The following is a 20,595-nucleotide window of genomic DNA, read 5'->3' on the forward strand; positions in this document are numbered from 1 at the left end:
CCCGGCGGAAGGCTGTGAATTCGGCATAAGAAACGAAAGTAGAGGCGAGATGTTAGACGCTTCGCTAACGGTATCGCGAGCGCGGGCGTTGTCGATGCGGAATAGCGAGCGGGAAGGGCAGCCTTTTGGCTAGCCACGCGAGAGGGCGGACGAAAACGCACGGGCCGGAAACAGAAAAGCCCGCGCTCTCTCAAGATGAGAAAGCGCGGGCCGGTCGGGTTGCCTTTAATACCTGCGTAACGTGATTCTCTAGCAGCGCTCAGGCAGCGAGAGGCTCAGGGTGGTCCGCATCTTCGTCTTCCGCAACGCCGTCGTCGGCGAGATCCGACGAGAATGCGTCGTCTTCATCTTCGTCGCCGATATCGAGCCGCACGCCGGCAGCGTTCCTGTCGAATACCTCGATTGCGGCCTCGAGCACATACTGAACCCCGCGGACCGAGACAATGAGACCGCGCCGGTCGCCGCGTTCGATTTTTCCGGCTTCCACCGCGCTGCCCTGCGTTTCATACGAGTACGTCTCTGCATGCCAAAGGTCGGGCAAAGAGAGCCGCCAGGCCCGCCCGTGTTTGGTCGCACTGTTTGCGAAATTCGCGATGCTGGTGATGAGGTAATGGCGCCCGCCATGCTGGAAGGTCGGCACGCTCGCCACGCCCTTGTTTGAGTAGGCAATCTTGTCCGCCGCGTACGCGGGACCCCAAACAGAGTACGACAACTCGACACTCGTCATGGAGTCACGATAGCTGTCGAGCCAGAAGTCGCCTTTTTTTCCGGGCTCGAAGTGAAACCGCCACTCCTCACGATCGTTCCAGCGTTCCGCGAAAACGGCCCCGATCTCGGCGACGTGTACCGCGTACGAGATCTCCCCGATCACCTGGTTGCGGAACTTCCACGAGACGCCTTCAAGGCCAGTGCTTCGTGACCCGGCCTCGCACGCTGCCACGAAAGCCACGACATCCGCATCTGCAACATCGAAATGGACCGGCAACACACTCGAACGCGTTTTTCCCTTCGCTGTAGCTTCAGCGGCCTTGTCAGCCGCTTCCTGCAGCGCGATGTCGAAGAAGCCACGTACGTTTTCGGGGACGGCGCGCAATCGCTCGGTCGCAACCGTCACCCATTCGGTCAGCATCGCCGGCGTGAACGAGTCTCGCCGCTCCCATGTGCCCGGACGACAGGCAAGGGCACGAAAATCGTCGCCTCCGAAATCGAAACCAAATTGCGTATTCATATGATCTCCTTATTAGGCTGCTCCGGACCGGAGCGGTTTGAAAGGAGGGCGCGGACGCGCTCTGGTCAGATGCACTGACCGCAGCGAGTTGGCGGTTGTCGGAAAGAGGTGGGCACTCCGACACGAATGTCGGAGTGCACCACTTACAGCAGCGAGTTCAAGGTAACAGGGAAGACTCAGGCGGCCTCAGCAAAGAGGTCGAACTGGACCTCAGTGTTCGGCTTCTCCAGCAACGCAAGATGCTCCTTGTTGGAAATTGCATTTCGGATCAGATGCTGATCGAGTTCCCTGGGCGTCAGATTCAGGCGTTCCGCAAGGTTTGCGAAATACTGCCCCCGCTTGGCCATCTCGTTGTACCTGGCCGACATCGACTTTGGCAGCGTCAAGATGGTTTCATTCAGCCAGAACCGCGCGGATTCAATCGCAGGAACATGCTGGCAACGAAGCATGTACGCTGTGTCGAATGTGCACGTGACAAAGGCACAGGCTGCCTCTGCGTCGACATCGAGGAGGTCAGTTTCCTCGAAATACACCATCCGCTCGCCGTCGGTGCTTTGAGCATGCAGACTCAACCGCTCCGGATGCCGGTACTGATTCCACTGCTCGGCATGGTAGTCCCGAAGACCGTCGACCGGGACTTCGGCGTTGAACGCTCCGACGCGATACCAACCATGCATCTCGATTGGCACCTTCTGGAATGGCTCGAACTCCGGGATCTCGTAGCGACGGCCAAGTACGTGGATCTCATGCCAGATCGATACCGCAGGAAACGCGCTCGCGGCGTAATGATGCATCGACAGCATGAAGTCGATGGCGACGAGCCTTTGCGGCGTCACGAACTCGAACTGCGGACTGCAGAGTTCGCGATTCTGGGGCGTGTCGGGCACGCGGCCCGACGCGACGTCGGCTTCCATCTGCTCCGCCCGATCGACCTCGACTGCGTCAAGTGTGCAGAGATAGCGCAAAAGCCTCAGTCTTTCCTCCAGGCTCAGGGTGTCAGCCTGAACTTTCATGTAGCCCGCGTCGCTGATCGTGCGGCCAACGAGCTCGCGTCTGTTCAGGTCCCACTGAATGGCAAGCAGGTAGTTCCGGAAGCGGTTCAGACCGGCCATGTAGGCGTATTCCGGCTCCTGGATCTGGGCTGAAAGGCTTTGGTCTTTGGTGCCGCTCACACAACACACGAAACATCCGAACCTGGCTCCGCACGCGTCTCGATTCCCCGTCTCGCCGACGATCACGCCACATGTTCCGCCGCTTCCAGCGCGGTAGAGGTTCATCATACGTTCCATCGAGCGTTGCGAGATGGGTGACGGGAAGGGTGCTGACGCGTTGGTGATCATGGCTGCCATCATCCACACGTCATCGAGCGTCCAGTCCGCGATGGGGCTGATCGTCAGATTACCGTTGGCACTGCGTACCGGTCGGATCGCGCTTTCTCCGCGTTTGACCATCGCGGATTTGCGTGACGGGCTTTCTTCGAAGCGCGTACCGATCGCAGTGATCGTTTCGCGGCCTTCGATCGGCACCATGCTTTCCAGCTTCTTGCGCAACCGCTCCTGAGGTTCGATCTTCCAGCTCGAACTACAGGGTCGTACCCTCTTACCCTTATACGTAGAGTTCTCGGCTGTCCGGATCAACGTTCCGCGACCGATTGTGGACACGACAAACTGTGCAGCCAGAGTGGGATGTGCAACGTGCACGGAGACAGGTAGTCCTGTTTGCGCCGCGTACTCCTCAACTTCCGTCAATACGAGTTCCAGGTGCGACGTTTGGGAAGGGTTTTCCACCGCTGTGTCGGCCGAGAGCAAAAAATGATTTGGCTGAGACCGTCCCGACATTGCAATTCTACGGATGGCTTCGAGCACGATAATAAGGACCGCACTTGAATCTTTCCCGCCAGAATAGGCGACAGCTATTGAATGGCCTGCCTCAATCAATTGTATCAATACGGCGATTGAGTTCTCGACCTTCTCGATGATTTCGTCAAACACGATGTGCTCCAGAAAGCACAGGCGCACGTCGTCCCGCACGGGAAGAAATGCTCCCGTGAGGGTGATAGAGAAATCGACCACGCGACGAGTCCTATCGGACTGGATCTCGGGGTCGCATTTTCAGATTGATGAGAATCTAATGCCCGGAATGGGGCGGTGAAAAAGTGGCGAGCCAAAGTTGCGCTCGGTTGAGTCCAATGGGGCTCAGCGAAGCGGGCTTGCTCTGAAGGGGCGGCTCACCCTCTGCGGGGGGCGGCCTGCATGACGAACGAGATGCCGTTTAATGCGGCGCCGTTCGATTCTACTGGAACGTATATCGTCGGAGCAATGCCCTTGCTATGGCCAGCTGGAGAACGCAAGGGTGATAGAGGTAGAGAAGCGGACACGAGCAGAAATTGCCAACGTAGGCACAGCGCCTGTGCATTATATGGCACACAAACACAAATAGACGGGGCTCGTGTGTAACATATGACACATGCTACACCTACGTTATGTGCAATATGTGATACATTAGCTCTATACCCGGGCTTTATGTATAGGATGTTGCACAATGAACCTCGCAGAACTTGGCGACGCGTTCCGGCAGGAGCGCCTCGCTGCAAATCTTAGCCAGCAGCAGGTTGCTGAGATCAGCGGCGTGCAGCGCGCAAGGATCAGCCGTTTTGAGACTGGGAGGTTGCCAGAGATCGGTGTCTCCAAGATGTTGAGCCTGTTCGACGCTGTCGGTCTCGAATTGATCGCACGCCGCGCTGGCCATCAACGGACGCTCGATGACGTGCTGCTCGACGCGGAAGATCCGGAGGTCGACGATAGCGGTCGTCGGCGGGTCCGTTTGAACGCAGTAGAGCGTCTGAAGGAGACAGGTGGCAAATCATGAGCACACGTACACTCGACGTCTACGTCGCCGGACTCATGGTTGGTACGCTTGCCGAGGAAAATAACCGATGCGTCTTCACCTACTTGCCCGACGTGCCCGAAGACCGCTTCGTGTCCCTACTGATGCCAGTACGGGCGCAATCGTACACCTGGAACGGACTGCCGCCGTTCTTCGCCATGAACCTGCCGGAGGGATTCAAGAAGGACGTCCTCCGACGACGTCTTGGTCCGCATGCAGATGTCAGCGATTTCGGCCTGCTGGCTCTAACGGGCGCAAACACGATTGGACGCGTTCAGGTGGTGTCACATGGTTCCAGCCTCGAGGCAGCAGCCGACAGAGCCGACATGGCGTCTTTGCTCGCGTCGACGGACTCCCGCGACAATTTGCTCCGGTTGCTCGAAAGCGGGGTGACAGAAGGTGTTTCGGGCGTGATGCCCAAGGCGCTGGCTTCGCCCGATGACAAGGCCACTATCTGGACCGAAGAGTTCATCCTGAAGACAGGCTTTGATGACTTACCTGGGTTGGCGCCAAACGAGTATCTCTGTCTTGAAGTGGCGCGCCATGCCGGGCTCGAAGTCCCCGAGACGAGGTTGTCGGATGACGGCCAGGTTCTGGCTGTCCGCCGCTTCGATCGCTCAAACGGACACATGACGGCTTTCGAGGACTACTGCTCGCTGAAGGGTGTCGATCCCGTCAATAAGTACAAGGGCTCGCTCGAAGAACTGGCAAAGCTCACTCAAACCTATGTGCCTCGCCCCAGGTTTAAGGAGGCTGCGCGGCAACTCTTCACGCTCTTGATGCTGAACTACGCTGTGCGCAATGCTGATGGCCATCTCAAGAATTTTGCGTTGGTGTACAACAATCGCGACGACGTCCGTCTTGCGCCCGTCTATGACGTGCTGACCGCGACAGTCTATCCAGCGCTCAAACACGATCGCCCGGCGCTGGACCTATACGGGAAGCGAGTCTGGACGTCCGGGCAGTTGCTTGCCAACTACGGTGGCGCGAGACTCGGCCTGAGCAAAGGCGACATGACTGATAGTTTCGATCGCGTTGCAGCTGCGATTCATGCTGTGTCTCCGCTGGTCGCAGAGTTCGCGGGCCGCTACCCGGATTTTCGGGAGGTCGGCAAGCGAATGCTTGATGCGTGGGGTGCTGGGATCGAAGACATCAAGCTTGATGCCAAACCCGGCAAAAGTACGCCGGCTCCACTACGCCAGCGAATGGGGATGTCTTGCCCAAAGGATGATCGCAAAAAGGCGAACCCGTACGTCAACGCGGATGGCGCTTTCAGCCACAAGTCCCGCTAACCTTTCCGACAGCCAGCGCGGGCGCGTCAGAGAGGGTGTGACGCGCTGGTTCGGACGAAACAGCAATCCGATAAGAGCGGAGTAAGCGATGCGAGGGGATGAGAAGAGGGTTGTCGACGCGTTTTGCGTCTTCCTTGAACGCGATGGATGGTCGGTCCAGAGGGAGGTAAAGCGGGTAGACGTCGTAGCAGAGAGGGGGGAAGCGAGGCTTTTCGCAGAGGCGAAAGGCCGAACACTTGGCGCAAGTGTCGATGTTGACACACTCTACGGCCAGTTGTTGCGGCGCATGCCGGCCGACGAAGTTGGCCGCGCGCGGTTTGCCGTTGTCGTTCCAGAACTGATGGTTCGAGAGGCGACACGTGTTTCGCCGCGGGTCCGCGCGATCCTTAACATCGACGTCTATGCCGTGAGCGACGATGGCCACGTTCGATGCGTCGTCTGCTCGGCGTGAGAAGGATAGTCCCCGACGCGTAGCGCCGGGGACACGTGCCTATCCGCCAGAGCCTAGCACCGGGAGCGACTTCACTCCAGCACGCCACATGCGCTCGAGTCGATCGCTTCGATCTCGACCTGCGAGGCGTCAAAGGCGACGAGCACGCATTCGGCGTCTACACCTTCGATGACTCCATCGCCGAACGGATAAACGACGAGCACGCCGTCGTATCCATACGATCGCAGGGCGTCCTGAACCTCCGTGCCGTACCCGTTGTAGCCTTCGTCAGCGAGGCGCTCGGCAACCGCAATTGCGAGCACAGGAGGGAGCGCCTGTTCGATGAGTTCCGGATTGATCTCCGCGTTAAGCGATTCCTCCGTCGGGTAGAAGTGATACGGGTTCTGGAGTCGAACCCGCGTCTTCATGACCAGATCGCCGTAACCTGCGGCAGCAGCGGGACGATCGGCGAGATAGATTCCTGGTCCCTGTGCGCCGGACGCTGACGGAATAAACGTGTCGAAGCGGGCGTTGGTTCCATGAAATGCCGTTACGTCGAGTGGGCGGGCTGTGCGCCCAGCGAGCTGAGCAGCGAGCGGCCGCGCGTGTAGATCAAACGAAGGCAGCGTGTATTCTTCCAGCCAAGCGCGCCCAAACGCTTCCTGCATCCCAAGGATGGCCGGGAGATCAGAGGGGAAATCAGCGTCCCCGTCCTGCCACGTGCGACTGACGTATTTCTTCCAGTGCTTTCCGAATCGGACATAGAGCCGCTGCATGGCGGCTATCGCCGAGACTGACGGAGTCGCGGTTTGCTGTTGCATTGAAATTTCCCTGTTGTGTGCTCGCATGCGAGCGTTGAAAAACAGGGGCGGCGAAGCCACTCACGCGAACGAAGCAGTCGTTTGAGTGAAGGGTCTCTTAGTGTGGGGAGGAGCGCCACGCACGCCGGCGTCCGGAAAGGACGTCGGCGCCCATAGACGCTCCTGATTGCAGGGATGGGAAGAGATCAGAACGACAGACGGAACTGGTCGCCGACCTTCGGGGCCATTTTGCTAGTAGCAATGTCCATCCAGCGGGTCATTTCATTCGAGCGATGCATCATGTTGTTCGAAATGCCCTGCTGGTGAGCCTTCTTACGTGCAGAGAAGTCCCACGCCATCGAATCATAAGAAGCTACGAAATCGAACATTCGCACGTACTCGATCGCCGCGCCTTTCACGCCGAAGAGATGCACCTTCATGCCTTTCGGTAGATGTCGCTCCAGCGCCGTGAGAATTGCGAGCAGCCCGTGCTCGGGATGATGAACGTCCCGTCGGCACACTGAGCCGATGCCGATCAGAGCCGGTGGCGCAACCCATGGTTCCCAGTAGCCCCATACCTCGAGCATCAATTCCAAACTTCGTAAGTATTGCGTACGAGTCCAACCTTGAATCACGGGAACAACTGGCCGAAGCATGTCCTGGACGACACACGCCGGGGTATCCTTGCACAACTGCTCCTGCCAGTCGTACAAAACCTGGAGGCAGCCGAAGAGCAAAGTGCCAGTTGCGCGAATGCGAAAATCGACCTCTTCATCGCTCCCAGTGGCCTCGGGTTCGCAGCAAAGGTCTGGCTGAGAGGCCCATGTCGGACGCATCTCAGCTGCGAGTGTTAAATAGTCTGAGTAGGTCCACGGATATACCCCAGCCATACCGGGTTGTGTTCCCTTTCGACTCCAATTTTGTACGGCCGTAAAGCCGGCACTATCCAGCGCCCACGCCGGCAACTCGTGCAGCGGCGTGGCCTCAGGGACGCGAAATTTGCCGGCGCTCGCGTCGTAAAACGCGCTCGCGGACACCATCCCGGCGTATTGCATCTTCTCGGCATGCACGGCGAGATGACCTCCTTTGTGGGGAATGCCGATATGCATTCGAGGTGTATCTTCGAGAAGCGCGTTCAGTTGATGACGTGGCAACTCTCCAACCGGCCCAAGAAACTTTTCGATCAGATTCATGATTAACTCCTCTGTGCCTGGAAGCAGGCGTTTTGAATGAGGAGGGGCAGTGGCCCTGGACGAGCGCCGGGTGGCTCATCCACGAACACCGCTGAGTGCGAATGAGAGAACCCCGCTCAAGGCGGGGCTCTCAGATGAGGCGCGACAAGGTCGCGCCCCGAGTTTCATTTATCACGACGACGCTAGACCGCGACCTCGTGCGCGAATAGCTGACGCGCGGCTGCGTCTGCCGACTCAGGCGAGTCAGCTTCGACGACGACGTTCATATACGCGCAAAAGTAATACTCCGGCGCAGTGTCGGTCGTGCGCTCGATCGCGAAGCCGGCGAGCGCCTGCACTTCGTCGACGGTCGTCAGTTCGAGGTACGGAGCCGCCATCGCCGAACGTGCGATTTCCCAGTTGCATTTCAGGGCAAACTCGCGGATATCGTCGCGAGCGTACCGCTCCGCAGTAGCCGGATTTTTCGCGGTCACCATGACATCGGCGGAGCGCACCCGCACAAGAAAACGCTGGTTGCCACCAGCCGGCGGCGCGAGCGAGGTGGCTTTGGCGAGCAGCGCGCGGATCTCAACGATGCGGGACTCGATTTCGTCCGCGCAGCCGTTCTTTTCCTCTTCGCGGTACTTGATCGCGAGATCTTCGAGGTCGTCGACCGAGCCGGCGAGCTGGAGAAAGAGATCCGGAGCCTGCTCGATCAGTGACTTGGCGTACTCTCGTTGCTCGGACACCTTTCCGATGAAATCCTCGCGGACAGGGAGGATCAGGGGATCGTTGTGCGGCGCCGACCCAGACTGGGTGACGAGGAGCAGCGCAACCCGCTTGCCGTCGCTTTCCATGTGCCGCGGCTCGAACTTCCACGGGGCGGCCGGAAAGGGAGTGGTGATGTTGTCGTTCATGAGGAAACCATCCTTTGCTGTGTGTGTTGCCCAGGAAGGGGGCGTTGAGAAGCACGCACGCAAGCACGTTCGACTGCTGTTCGCATCAGTCAGACGGACTCGCAAGATGGATGGCCACGAGGGGGCAACCGCCCCGATGAAGGGCGGCGCTCCTTAAGCTAGTGCTGCTCGCTTAGCGATCGAATGCTTTCAGAAACTCGCGCTCCCGGGACGGGCTCACGAGCACGACCTCGGTTTCCGCGACGTGCTTTCCATCTTCGGTTTCGAAGAACGGACGTTGCAGCGGATCGAGCTTGGTCTCCCAGTCGCCTTCGTTGACGACTGCATTCTCAACGAAGTCATACGCGAGCGAGCCGTTCGGCGCGCGGGAGATGTCGCAAAGCCGTCCGGTCGCATAGGCGATCTCTACGGTTCCCCTGATCCTGCGACCCTGCCTCGTAAAAAGAAGAGGCGTGTCATCGGACCGGTCAAGGAGATCGCCGTGCGGTTCCGACCCGGCAGGGGACGAATAATTGGCGTCGACGTTTGCGGCTGCCGCCACGTGCGACGCGTACTGCGCTTCGATGTCTCTCACTCGTTCGTCATCGAGAAATGCGTGCTTCAGCCAGTTGCCTCGATAGTCGAACTGGTCGCCGACGCGCCGCATGAAGAACGATTCCACGGGCAGGGTGCCGAGGAACTTCTGGATCGCGATCTCGGCTTCGAGGTCGAAAGTGCAGTGCTCGCCAAATTTGTCCCGCGCGTACATCGGCGTGAAGTTGCATTCGTAGACGATGATTGTGCCGCGTGGCTCGGAGAGGGTGTCGACCGCATTGAGAGTCAGCGCCTGAACTGCAGCGGACGTGAGTTTGACGCGGGGTTTGAGTGCGATGTAGTTGGAAGAACGGATTCCCATCTGTTTGCTCCTTTTGCCCGTAAGCGGGCGGATGAAAGGAGGCGAGCGAACGCGCTCGGTGGAGTCACCTCGACGAAGCGCACTCAATGGGAAGTCGATGAACCGGTCTGCGCGTGCCGCCGCATGGGCGTGGAGAACGGTTCAACTCAATCTGAATGCCGATCTAAACGGCTGGTGGCAATGATAGCACCGGCCCCGGAGCCGGAGCAATAACCCAGCTGGCAATGCATAAACGGCTGCCGGGACCGGTGTCCCGATCAGGAGGCCAGTGCAGCGGACGGCGCCGCGTCGCTGGCGTAACGGACCCGATGCTTGACGGCGAGATAGACGCCTACACCTACGCACGTCACGCCCGCCAGGAACATGCCGAGCGCGAGATTGTGCTCGCCGAGATAGACCTGTGCAAGGCGAGCACAGCCGCCGACGCCATCAAAGGCGAGTGCGGAGCCGAGGATCGCGGAACCGGTGATGGAAAGGGCCGTCCCCGTACGGCGCAATTTCGCAGTCTGGGTGTTGCCGTGGATTGCTTTCTTCATTTTGCCTCCAGCAAGTTTTCGGCACGGTGCAAAGATCTGCCGCGGCACCGACCAACACTGTAGTCCCAAGGCGGCCTCCTGGGAAAATGTCCGTGCGGCCTTAGCCGACGGATCGTTTGCCACGATTGTAGCCCTATGCAGCGTCTGACATTCCGGGCGCACAAAAGTTGACGCGCGACGCTCGAACACTAGCGTCTGATGGCAGAGCACACTGTTACGCGACGCGCATTGCAAAGGCGGTTGTCTAGCACGCCGCGGTCCTGCCGGCTGCCGTCGCTCGAAATCTGGTGTCGTCAGCAGACAGGGCACAGCGCCGCGAACGCTTGCCAGACGTGCTGGCAGCTAAAAACGAGCATCGTCACAAGCGCGGAGAGAGGCCCGGAGTCGGGGGCCATGATGACGAGGGCGGCAAAAAGGCCCAGCGCGGTGCCGAGCAGGCACATGACACGCTGGCGGTTACGCGTCCAGAAGGACGGCACAGGAGCGGCTGAACTCGAGCAGGCGTGAGACATAAGCAGTTCCCGGTAAGGGTGATCGGTACAGCAACATTCTTTGGTACGGTTTTCTCAACGCAAGTCGGCGGCGCGGGGCGATAAAAAAAGCCCCTACTGTCACGAAAGCGACGGTAGGGGCGTATTGCGGTTAATGGGAGTAGAAGCCTAAACGGTGTCAGGCGCTACCTGCTTCGCCCAGAACTTCCATGACACTCAGGCGGCCGCGCTCGTTGACTGCGACGACGTAGCGCTTGTTGCACACGGAATCGACATTCACGAAGACATCGCGGAGAGCGTTCTGCAAAACGTCTTTCGGGGCAGCGCCGCGGGCTTGACCGATCAGCGCGGCGAGTTGCGCCTCTACCTCGTCACGATAGTCCGTGTCGAGGCGATCGTGCTCGTTTGTGAACGACTGCACCTGACGCACGCCTTCCGCGACTGCTTTGGTACCTTCTGGCGAGTAAATCCGCGTGATACCTTGGTCGTCGGTAACCGCCAGCTCGTGACTGTCGATGCACACATCACCCCATGGTCCTTTTACGAGGATCTGCTTGCAGGGGACGAGGAAGCCAGCGTCGCATATGCCGCGAATCGAGATTTCAGGCAATGCGTCGACGACCTCGTAGGTCAGGTCGATCTCATCGATCGCAGGTAGCGACGATGTCCAGTGATTGTCGGGAACCGCCTGGGTCATCACGATCCCGCTATGGGCGATGACGTAGGCGAGACGCAACGCTGACAAACCGTCGGTATCGATTTCCGCGAATACACCGCCAGCAACGGCGCGCCGCTTCCCGCTTTCGAGCTCACCTTGCGGCACGAGATAGTGCACATCGTCGGAGATCTCCGTTACAGCGTCATACCAGTTCCCGCTGTCGTTCCACAACACCGCGATCGGCTTTTTGAACAGCTTGAGCGGTGCGAACGGAATATCAGAGAGAAGTTCGGCAGCATACTTCAAGGCCTGTTCCCAATAGAACCGCACGAACTCTTCTGCGCCGACAGCGTCGTGCTTCTTCCGAAGCTCCGCAGCGACAACTGTCTTGATTGCGTCTTGAACTTTGGCGATCTGGGCCTCTGCATCGATCAACTGATGACGGTCCGGCAACTGGGCGCGAAACGCTTTGCTATCGAGATGGACGACGACGTCGAACGCCGAACTGTGCTTGCTGCCCCGAGCTACCTCAACGCCCTGAAGAAACGCGATGTAGCGGTGTGTTTCGAAGGAGCTATTGCCCAGACCCGGCACACGGATCGCACCGACAGGTGAATCGATGTAACCGCTCGCGTCCAGTGCGAACGGACGTGGCAACGGCTTTCCGTCGAGATGGACCGGGATCGCAAAACCACGCGCGATATTGACCAGCGCTGAAGGCACAAAAGCCGAATCGAATTGCAGGCCGTGGAGCGTCAGTCGCGTACCGACAGTGACGTCGCCCTCGATCACGTCCACTTCGTCCTGTTTCAGCACAGCTGCAGTTGCTGCGCTGAGCGTCGCGCCACACGACTCGATGGTGATGGCGCTGCATGCAAATAGCGCGCTGACGAAGCCCATACCAAACGGTCGTTCCTCTACCTGAACCTCCGCGTCCCAGCCGCTTTCGGCGACCGTGAACAGGTTCTGGAAATCCGAGATGCCGCTGCCGTCATCGGTCACGACCAGATCGTCACCTTTGAGCTCGAACGCGACAAAGGAGGCGCCTGCACGACGCGCGTTCTGTGCCAACTCCGAGAGGAACGTCGTGTTGTTGCTGAAGGCGAAGCCGAGATTGCTGATGAGCTTGCGCTCGTTCGTGGCGAGGCGGATTGTTGCGTTCATATTCATGTGCTCCTTGCTTTGGTGCCGACGATTCGGCGTTGGGAAAGGGCACAGCCAACTGGCTTTGATGAACCGGGCTCATCGAAGCAAGCGGGAGGAAACCCGACCATCGAAAGAATCGACGGCCGGGTGTATTGCAGTGGTTACGAAGGCGAAAAGTCAGAACAGCGCGTCGGGAACAGTCAGCCGTTCAAGGAGGCCGGGCTGATGAATCGTCGCGTGCGGGAAGCGGGTCGCGCCGCCTGCAATGTATTCCGCGTTGAGTTCCACGCCGATCCATTTGCGTCCGAGCTTTTCCGCGACGGCACCCGTCTGGAAGGAACCGGAAAAGGGATCCATCACGATCTCGCCTGGCCTGGTGCACAACTGGATGAAGTGCGATGGCAACTCAGCAGGAAAGCGCGCAGGGTGAACGGGCAAACCGAGTTCGCGACAACGACGTTGATAGCTGTCGTTCGAGGAAGTGTTCGCGGCAGTCAGAAGATTGCCGGGAATCGCGCCGCCGTTGTCGATGCTGAATGCACCGTCTGCGAGTTGATGCCCGCTGGGACGCGCTCTCTTCTTTTCACCGCCCGCCGCGAGGCGCGCGAGCATCGCGTCGCTATACTCGGTAAGAACCTGACGGTTGTCGGCGTACGGCTCACCGTGCGGCGCAAGCCAGTAGAGTTGTTCTAACGACGACTTGCAGCGGACCCGGTTTATGGTTACCCAGGCCGCTGGCGTTGGCAATTTCGCCGGGTTATGCCACGAGTACCTTCGCGCCAGCCTCCATCCAAGATCGTCAGCAAAACGGACGAGAAGACGTTCCTGATAGAGGGATAGCGTTGGTTCGCCAGGATTATATACATCGGCTGTATTCAGCACGATCGACCCGCTTTGCTTCATCTTTTTGGGCCACGTTTCGGCTATTCGCAAAAGCCAGTCCAGGTACTGCTCGGCACCCAGATTGCCGTATTGCTCCGACGAAGCAGAGGGTAAGGAGGCGAACTGAAGATCAGCGAGACACTGTCGTCCTCGACATGGGCGATCGCTTCTTCGGCGCGACCATACATCGCAATGCCATCGGCGGTCGTAAAAATGGTGATCACGATTCCGGGCGCTGCGGTGTGTAGGGCGTCTTTTCCTTTACCGGTCAATTGCCATGTGCTCTTGCCGGTCGGCACAACGAGGCCTAAAGCTTTGGCGCGTTGTTGTCCCCACCGTACAGTGCGCTCAAAGGCATTGAAGCGTTTGCCGCCGATCACGATCTGCTCATTGCGGTGATCGTCAGCGACACCCATCTTTCGGGCAACGCTATCGTATAAATCGCCGGTGCTTGCTTTGCCGCCTTCGTTCTCGAGGGCGTCAAGAAGCGGAAGAACGAATTGTTGCTGAGTGGGCTTGCGCGGTGTGGTGTTGTTCATTCTGACTCCTTGACTGCCGAACGATCGGCGAATGGTTAAGGAGTCGAGCACCCATGTGCTCGGTCAAGCAAAATCTTGACGAAGCGCACGGCTAGAGTGGCTGGCGTGCTTTGACGCAGTGTGGAGGCAGCAGCGTTGTGCTGCGGCATGATGCCGTGTAATCGGCGCAGAAGGGATAATACCCGAATTCAAAGCCACTCGGGGGCCGTGGCGTTCAGGCATAGCGTTTCGAGACGGTGCGCGAGATCTTCTCGCTGGCGCTCAGTCAGCAATCCGTCCTCCGCGAATGCCCAGACCGACGGCCTGCACCCTTCACGCGTTTCAGGCACGCCAAACCGAACGTGCGGAAAATCGTGTGCGATCGGTTCAAGCCCGGCGCGTAGTCTGGCAGTCACAGCAGCGCTGTCGGGCAGATCTCCGCCGACATGTCCGCACACACCCGGTATCGGCTCAATGGCACGGGGAGGGGGCGGATACGTCTCTGCTGAGAAGGTTTCTGGCCGAAACAGAATGCCGATCTGGCCGTCCTTGCGAGCTATACAGGTCAGGTCGGCGTGAAGCTGCTCTTGCAGCCGCTCGTAGAGATCCGGGTCGACGGCAAGCGGGTTTCCTCCCCAGACGCGGTGACGCTTTCCAACAAGTCGTCCGGTAGAGTCGGTTAGCGCGGCGACGGCCCAGTCGCAATCGGGAGTCTCCGCGCCAGCGGCGTTCACCCGGACGACAGGATCATTTTCGCGAACCTTGACTGTGCTGACGTCGCGTGCCATTTGGGTTTTGAGAAGGCAGTTGGAGACGAATGCGTAAAACGGGCGCCGGCGACTAGGCTTCAGCGCCTGCGCTTCTGCGAAAGAACGACGACGCGAGCAGCTCGTCTTCCTCTTTGATCGACTGGATCGGCTCAGTCCGAAAGAAGTCGAGGTTGGCACCCGCGTTGGTAGCGGCCCTTAGCCAGTCAGGCATGTCGCCGCGCCCATTCCATTCGTTGCCGTGGGCATCGCGGTAAATGGGTTCGTTCAAAGCCGTAGCGAGCGCTTCTAGACTTATGTCGAATTCGTCCATACGCCGGCGAATCCATCGGATAAGACGCTCGCGCGCTTCGTCGTCAAAGTGCTGTTTCATTGTTAGGAAAAAGACTTCAGGTAAAGCTGCTTCAGGTTTTCGCGCAGCTGGCGCCGCGCGAGTCGTCAGACTACGACGCGGGGCTTAGGCAACCGCTTCGCCGGGTTGGTCGTTACGGGCTTCGAGCGAAAAATCCGTCACATGTGATCCGGATACGTCCGCGGATCGCCGCGCAGCGTCCAGCTGTGCCAGAAGTTCAGGGGCGCGGGTGAGGCGAGCGACCGCAGCGGCGCTCGCCGCATCCGCACTTGAGATCCGGGTGATCTCGCCTTCGTAAAGCGGGCGGTGCGCGTAGCGGCCATCGAGGGCTTGCGCGTTTACCAGCCGGCCGTCGATCATCCGACTGAAACACCTCCCCGCAAACGCCGCATCCTGTGCGGCGCCTTCCCAGTCGTCCGGGGCGAGGGGGTAGAGCATGTCGTCGATGATTTCCATCCAGGTCCCTGCGGCTTACTGCCGTTCGAGTTCCAGAGGGCCGAACGGAGTCATCGCGAAGTAACCCGTCTTGGTCGAAAACTTCCCGGCGCCCCAGCCAGCGGGAACCTGCGCGACCACGAAAGTCTGAGTTTCCAGCGCAGTGACGTTTCCGTTCACCGGAGTCTTCGTCTCGGACTCAAAATCAGCCTTGCTGACGGATTTCACCTCTCCCTGGAGTTTCGACCAATGGCCATCCACGATCGTGTAGATCGTGGGCTTGCCGTCTTCGTGAACGACCTTGACGAACGGTTGAACTTTTCCGTTCAGGTTGGCGTTATACGTGCCGTCAAGCGGGTCCAGCGCAACCGGAGCGGCCGCCGGATTCGCTGTAGCATTTTTGTCGTTCTTGTCGCTGCATCCTGCGAGGAGCGCCACCAGAACCATAGGAACCAGAATTCGTTTCATGTCGTTTTCAGATGTAAGCGGGGCGCGGTGTGCCCTGCGGTTTTCATTGCTTCGGCCCGTACTGCGGACTTGATTCTATATCGGCCGAACCGCGACGCAATTCTTCGAAAAGACGTGGCTTTCCAGCGGTTGCAACTGGGCGGTCGAAGCACGCCGGCTATGACACCAAAGGACTAGGCCGCCAGCAGCACCTTGGCATTGCGCCGTTCTTCGTAAGGTTGGGCTTGTGACGTCGCGTGCTGTTGCCGTTGCATCGCCCGGATTACCTTGTGCATCGGCGCTCTCGCGAGCTGGTTATCGTACAGGGTCAGCAGTCTGGCAAGGGGCTCCCATTCGGCAGGCTTTGTCGGTGACCAGTACCCTTCGTTTTCGCCGCGGCTTTGGATGCGTCCGATCGATTCCTGAGCGTCGATCAGGGTCGGTAGGGCATCACGGCCGTATCCTGCGTCCGCGAGGAAATTGGAAACCATTAAAAGCTGAGCGATTCGGCCCAGAAGGATCGGAGTGCCGTGCCCCATCCTGATCGCCGCAAGCGTGAGATGGTCGCGCAGCGCCCACTCGTCCCGAAGATCTCGGGCGACAGGCAGTAGTTCGACTTTGGAACGGGGTGTATGGGGCTTCTTGTTCATTGGGGTTGATGCCGGGTCCACTGTGATCGGGATTACGACCGCACGCCGGAAATACTTGAGAGAAAGCCGCTATTCGAGGGCAAATATGCACGTTGACTCAACGGCAGCGCTTCTGGATTGCCGCGTCAAGGCGGCAGTAGGCGACGAGGCCCGCCACGTCGTCCCGCCAGCTCAGTCGGGGAGGCGTCTCGCCGCCCTCACGGAAATACATTACCCCAGCGAGATCGAACCCTTTCGGCAGGTAGGTGCCGGCACGGGCGGCGCGCAATTCGTCGAGGCTCGCCGGCAGTCTGCCCTGATCGCGTTTGAACGCGATCGCCGCGGTCGCGGCCTGTGTAAGTTGTGCCTGTGGCCAGTCATCGGAGTGGGCGGGGTTGGTCGCCGCGTCGACGTTGCTGATGATCATCGCGACGACGCCGGACGCGAGCATCATCACCGGGATGACGCTGTACTTCTTCAGGAGTGTGATGGCTTTCATGGTTGGTTCCGTGTTGTCAAATACGTCAGACCGCACGGCAATATGAGCACGACAATCTTTAAACGCAAGCCGCCATACGAAAACGGTGGGCAAAAAAAAGCCGCCACCTTTGCCCGAGGGCAATAGGTGGCGGCGCGTTTGCTATTCAAGGACGTTGATCGTCAACTCGTTTCGGATTGCTCCGGCATCGATTCGACGGTGGCGCGGAATCGATACCACGCCGTCATGAACCCGCGAGCTTCACGTGCTGCCGCAACGCGGCCCGGCGTGAATCGACCGCTGAAGAGAAGGCCCCGCGCGCGAACTCGGTCACGCATTTCGACCTTGGACAGCCTGATGCCGTGCTCCTTCAGCATGCTTCGATATTCCTCCTCGAGCGCAAGCAGGAACCCGATGTCGGATGCGGCAACAGCGAACTTCTCCTTCTGTTTGCGCACTGCCGTCCGGTGGTAGCGGAGTGCAAAACCGAGCACACCCGTCACAAGGGCGGTTAACGCGCCGATCACTTCGGAACGGGCCGAAGTTTCAAGCGCTTCCTTGATGAGCGACATTTTCAATCCTCTTCTCGATCTATTTCAGTTGAATGCTTCGGCTGTTCAGTGCAATCTCAGCCGCGATTTCGCGAGGCGCGCGTGCGCTTGAGCCGCGCGCTTGTGGCGCGATTGGGCGTGAGCGAGCACCCTCAACTGGTCCTTGCGTTCGGGCGAGTACTCATCTCGCGCAACAGCCGAGATTTTGTAATCGCCGAACGCGTACGGCCGGCCGAACGTCTCTTCCGAAGCAAGGTCAACGAGCGTTGCCCATGCTGTGGTGCATTGCTCGGCCATAACCGCGTGGATCCGGGCGAGCGCATCGTGCTGGGTCTTCGTCAGGCCGGGCATCACGGTCTGCAGGATCTTCGCGCCGTCGACGGTGTCGACCGCGCTACAGACCGAGGGGCGGACGTTGTAACCGCGCAGGCGAACCTGGTGCGCATAGAGGGTCATCGTTCCGGACCAGTCTCGCTCGAGCTGCACCTGTGCAAGTGCTTGTGTTTCTGAGTTCATAGATCTCCCAATGTTGTACCTCAAATCGAGGCGGTTAAAAGCCGGGAGGGCGCAGATCAAGCGCTTGCGTGTGCCACGAGCGGGCAGAGGTAAGCGGACCAGCAGAATGAGGGGGAGCGCGATGGAAACGGCGGACCGTTTCACACGTCGATTTCAAAGGAGAAAGCGAAACTCTCAGAAATCTGACGCGTCCAGCAACGTCAGAAATTTGGAAGTTCAGATCTGCGGCGCTGACGCTGAAGAAGAGGTTACGGCTGTAGGAGCTCGCGAAATCGGCGCGGCGTCAGGAGATTCTTGAGAGGTGCCTATGCAGGCTGCCGCTCTGGGCGGCAGACGCTATTATGCTGCGCGCTAGATTGTCCGGCAAGTGGACTGAGTCCAAGAAGTCGTAGCTCGTGCCAAGTCGTGGGCGGTCCACCTTTCACGACGTCCACTTTGACCGTGGTGCTTCCTTGATAGCGGCTCGGTCCGCCTCCACCGATCCCGCGAGCCGCGGGGCCGGCCGCAGGACTTGAAGGCTAGCGTCCTTGCGGAATCGCGCAACCGTACGCCTGCCCATCACGGACAATCTCGAGCGATTCGGAGAGGGGAGCCATCACGATGGTCTTGGTTCCCTCGCAGATCACCGGCGCAACGCCGTTTGCCGCGACATACGTCGCGGACATCTGACGAGATACGCCGAACAGGGCATCGGTCAACTCGCTATAGGCCTGGGCCGCGCTCCCCGCCGCAGCGTCGACGGGCAGACGCCAGATGAGACGATAACCGGCGGCAGACACGACCTGGTTGGTCTGTTGCATCAGTGAAACACCGCTGACGATCGTCGCCGGGTTCGCGTTGCTGGCGGTAGCAATCACGCCGAGCAGCGCAGCGATGATTATTCGCAGGATCGTATCGCGCATCTTTGTAACTCGCATGGTGAGAAGGTGGTTATCTGGTTAACGACTTTACAACTGTAGGGCTTTAGCGGCCGCAATGAGACGTATGCGCCGTGAAACTACCCGAAAAACGGCGCTAGCCCTTGGCGCCGCAGCGGAAAAACGAGATATTCAATGGTCCGTTTGAGCCATCGACATTACGCTGCTCGATCGCCCAGCGTTCCGAACGGTGAGATGAAGCATGCATTGGCGATGCCAGACGCAAATTCAACTGCTCGCCTCGACGCTAAAGTCACATTGCCCGGATGCAACCGGGTCTTCAGACTCAAAGGGTCGACGCGGCAGAGCAACCGCCTGGTATAACGGAAAAGCACCAGTCTCGAAGGTCTCGCAGCGACACAGATGGAGCGAGTGCGCGAAAACACGAGAAACCGAAACGGGCCAAATGACAATGGCGGCGTTCACGCCAATGTTCGAAATGCCGAGGATTGCAGATCGTCGGGGGCCGACGATTCAGAAGGAGATATTGCCGTTTGAGCGGCTGGTCATAATGTTAACCGCCGCTGCACGACGATGGCAAGATATTCCTGCTTTTGGTCCTGCGAAGGATCCGCGTGTCTAGCTGGCACGCTCTCCGGCCGAAAGTCGCCGGGCGATGGAATAGAGCAACGCGCGCTCCGCCGACGCGTCGGAAGGGTGCGCAAAGGCTGCCCAAGGCGATCCGGATTCGAGTAACCGGGAGTCGACGACGGGCCAGACGTTTCCGGGAGGCCGGACCACCTCGACGATCCGGCGTGGTTCGGCGTAAAGAAGACCCCAGCGTTCAGGCAAGTCCTCTGGAAGAATCAGAGAGGGTGGGCACAGATAGAACCTGTAGTTACCCAGCCCCCCCGATTGTCTGTGCGGTTTGCGTCTGTCCGCAAGAAAATCGGAGCGGCTGACCTTCACTTCAATCAAGCCAGAGCACGTTGACCTGAATCCGATAACGTCCGCTTGTTCCCCCGGGCGGTGCGTAACGAGTTCCGAGGCGATAACACCAAAACCTTTCTGCCTTAACCATCGCGCACCGCGTGCTGTCAGTTGCTTGTGCAATTCGGAAGTCATTTCGTCGCGCCGCCCCGGCTGCCGGTCAGATCAAGTTGCGTTCCCGAAGGATGAAGAGGTAGGGAGCATCGGGCGGTGGAACGACGCTGATTACAGGCTTCTCGCGCAGAATTCTATCGACCTCCGTCTGGATCTGCGCATGCGCCTGTTCGGCCCACCGCGGCTTGTTCAGTACATACCACGGCGCCTGACCGACAAGGCCATCAAACGAGTGACCTTCGCGAAACGAGAGACCCGTGACGCGCAAGTGCTTTTTGGTGCAGGTGAAGACAAACGCGCGATGGGGGCGCTCGTCGTAAAGCACCTCGGGCTCATGTCGACTGATGCTCCGCGATGCTTCCACGGGGCCGCTCCACTCGAAGGTCAGAAATGCGCCTTTCGACGCCGCCTGGTCGGGATGATACGAATCGACGCCCTCGATGTAGCAGTTGATCCCCGCATCGCCCAGAATCGGCCCGGCGATGAATTTACGGCCGCGGAGGATCGACAGAGCGATGTCCGGCGAGGTCTCGTGGATGAGCACGAGCGGAGAGCCGGTATTTCCTTGCAAATGCATGTGGGAATTCCTTACAGCTTTTCTTGTTTAG

The 20,595-nt window shown here is 59.2% G+C and carries 23 protein-coding genes; 3 read left to right on the plus strand and 20 right to left on the minus strand.

Annotated features, from left to right (window positions below):
- Nucleotides 1–259: 259 nt before the first annotated feature.
- Nucleotides 260–1,129: a hypothetical protein gene (locus tag G3O01_RS10855; protein WP_205804622.1), complete on the minus strand. Its 870-nt coding sequence runs from the start codon at nt 1,127–1,129 to the stop codon at nt 260–262.
- A gap of 275 nt (nt 1,130–1,404) precedes the next feature.
- Complete coding sequence (locus G3O01_RS10860) at nt 1,405–3,300, minus strand: phosphoadenosine phosphosulfate reductase family protein (RefSeq protein WP_346779168.1); 1,896 nt, start codon at nt 3,298–3,300, stop codon at nt 1,405–1,407.
- 469 nt (nt 3,301–3,769) lie between these two features.
- Between G3O01_RS10860 and G3O01_RS10865 the strand changes: the two genes are divergently transcribed.
- The 3 genes from G3O01_RS10865 to G3O01_RS10875 all read left to right on the plus strand — a co-directional run bounded on the left by G3O01_RS10865 (nt 3,770) and on the right by G3O01_RS10875 (nt 5,857).
- Nucleotides 3,770–4,096 (plus strand): helix-turn-helix transcriptional regulator, encoded by a 327-nt coding sequence (locus G3O01_RS10865; RefSeq protein WP_205804623.1) that lies wholly within the window; start codon nt 3,770–3,772, stop codon nt 4,094–4,096.
- Nucleotides 4,093–5,406 (plus strand): type II toxin-antitoxin system HipA family toxin, encoded by a 1,314-nt coding sequence (locus G3O01_RS10870; RefSeq protein WP_205804624.1) that lies wholly within the window; start codon nt 4,093–4,095, stop codon nt 5,404–5,406. The genes G3O01_RS10865 and G3O01_RS10870 overlap by 4 nt, the downstream gene beginning before the upstream one ends.
- 88 nt (nt 5,407–5,494) lie before the next feature.
- Complete coding sequence (locus G3O01_RS10875) at nt 5,495–5,857, plus strand: hypothetical protein (protein WP_205804625.1); 363 nt, start codon at nt 5,495–5,497, stop codon at nt 5,855–5,857.
- 71 nt (nt 5,858–5,928) lie between these two features.
- Here the strand turns inward: G3O01_RS10875 and G3O01_RS10880 are convergent, their stop codons facing one another.
- The 18 genes from G3O01_RS10880 to G3O01_RS10960 form a co-directional block, all read right to left on the minus strand.
- Entirely contained in the window at nt 5,929–6,657 is a 729-nt protein-coding gene (locus tag G3O01_RS10880; protein WP_205804626.1) for a hypothetical protein, read from the minus strand.
- 185 nt (nt 6,658–6,842) lie between these two features.
- Nucleotides 6,843–7,829 carry a hypothetical protein gene (locus tag G3O01_RS10885; protein ID WP_205804627.1) on the minus strand — a complete coding sequence of 329 codons (987 nt, stop codon included), beginning with the start codon at nt 7,827–7,829 and terminating at the stop codon, nt 6,843–6,845.
- A 182-nt stretch (nt 7,830–8,011) separates the two neighbouring features.
- On the minus strand, nt 8,012–8,725 hold the full coding sequence (locus tag G3O01_RS10890) for a hypothetical protein (RefSeq protein WP_205804628.1): 714 nt from the start codon (nt 8,723–8,725) through the stop codon (nt 8,012–8,014).
- Nucleotides 8,726–8,897: 172 nt separating this feature from the next.
- Entirely contained in the window at nt 8,898–9,707 is an 810-nt protein-coding gene (locus G3O01_RS10895; RefSeq protein WP_205804629.1) for a hypothetical protein, read from the minus strand.
- Between the two features lie 170 nt (nt 9,708–9,877).
- Complete coding sequence (locus tag G3O01_RS10900; RefSeq protein ID WP_205804630.1) at nt 9,878–10,156, minus strand: hypothetical protein; 279 nt, start codon at nt 10,154–10,156, stop codon at nt 9,878–9,880.
- 669 nt (nt 10,157–10,825) lie between these two features.
- Nucleotides 10,826–12,469, minus strand: a complete 1,644-nt coding sequence (locus G3O01_RS10905) for an ATP-binding protein (RefSeq protein ID WP_205804631.1) — start codon at nt 12,467–12,469, stop codon at nt 10,826–10,828.
- Nucleotides 12,470–12,628: 159 nt separating this feature from the next.
- Nucleotides 12,629–13,414, minus strand: coding sequence for a site-specific DNA-methyltransferase (locus G3O01_RS45250; RefSeq protein WP_346779170.1), 786 nt, complete (start codon nt 13,412–13,414; stop codon nt 12,629–12,631).
- Complete coding sequence (locus tag G3O01_RS45255) at nt 13,375–13,872, minus strand: winged helix-turn-helix domain-containing protein (RefSeq protein WP_241023826.1); 498 nt, start codon at nt 13,870–13,872, stop codon at nt 13,375–13,377. The genes G3O01_RS45250 and G3O01_RS45255 overlap by 40 nt, the downstream gene beginning before the upstream one ends.
- Nucleotides 13,873–14,060: 188 nt before the next feature.
- Nucleotides 14,061–14,639, minus strand: a complete 579-nt coding sequence (locus tag G3O01_RS10915; protein ID WP_205804632.1) for a hypothetical protein — start codon at nt 14,637–14,639, stop codon at nt 14,061–14,063.
- A gap of 52 nt (nt 14,640–14,691) precedes the next feature.
- Nucleotides 14,692–14,991, minus strand: coding sequence for an H-NS family nucleoid-associated regulatory protein (locus tag G3O01_RS10920; protein WP_205804633.1), 300 nt, complete (start codon nt 14,989–14,991; stop codon nt 14,692–14,694).
- 84 nt (nt 14,992–15,075) lie between these two features.
- Nucleotides 15,076–15,426, minus strand: coding sequence for a hypothetical protein (locus G3O01_RS10925; protein WP_205804634.1), 351 nt, complete (start codon nt 15,424–15,426; stop codon nt 15,076–15,078).
- A gap of 15 nt (nt 15,427–15,441) precedes the next feature.
- The gene (locus G3O01_RS10930; protein WP_205804635.1) at nt 15,442–15,873 is read right to left on the minus strand and encodes a membrane lipoprotein lipid attachment site-containing protein; all 432 of its coding nucleotides are present in this window, start codon (nt 15,871–15,873) and stop codon (nt 15,442–15,444) included.
- Between the two features lie 173 nt (nt 15,874–16,046).
- Nucleotides 16,047–16,502, minus strand: coding sequence for a hypothetical protein (locus G3O01_RS10935; RefSeq protein ID WP_205804636.1), 456 nt, complete (start codon nt 16,500–16,502; stop codon nt 16,047–16,049).
- A gap of 97 nt (nt 16,503–16,599) precedes the next feature.
- The gene (locus G3O01_RS10940; RefSeq protein ID WP_205804637.1) at nt 16,600–16,980 is read right to left on the minus strand and encodes a hypothetical protein; all 381 of its coding nucleotides are present in this window, start codon (nt 16,978–16,980) and stop codon (nt 16,600–16,602) included.
- Nucleotides 16,981–17,141: 161 nt separating this feature from the next.
- Nucleotides 17,142–17,531, minus strand: a complete 390-nt coding sequence (locus G3O01_RS10945; protein ID WP_205804638.1) for a hypothetical protein — start codon at nt 17,529–17,531, stop codon at nt 17,142–17,144.
- A 45-nt stretch (nt 17,532–17,576) separates the two neighbouring features.
- The gene (locus tag G3O01_RS10950; protein ID WP_205804639.1) at nt 17,577–18,026 is read right to left on the minus strand and encodes a hypothetical protein; all 450 of its coding nucleotides are present in this window, start codon (nt 18,024–18,026) and stop codon (nt 17,577–17,579) included.
- 518 nt (nt 18,027–18,544) lie between these two features.
- Nucleotides 18,545–18,928 (minus strand): hypothetical protein, encoded by a 384-nt coding sequence (locus G3O01_RS10955; protein WP_205804640.1) that lies wholly within the window; start codon nt 18,926–18,928, stop codon nt 18,545–18,547.
- A 1,105-nt stretch (nt 18,929–20,033) separates the two neighbouring features.
- A complete protein-coding gene (locus G3O01_RS10960; protein WP_205804641.1) occupies nt 20,034–20,564 on the minus strand; it encodes a hypothetical protein in 531 nt (176 codons plus the stop codon).
- Nucleotides 20,565–20,595 lie beyond the last annotated feature (31 nt).

The sequence above is a fragment of the Burkholderia sp. Ac-20365 genome (genome assembly GCF_017104715.1).
GTDB lineage: Bacteria > Pseudomonadota > Gammaproteobacteria > Burkholderiales > Burkholderiaceae > Paraburkholderia.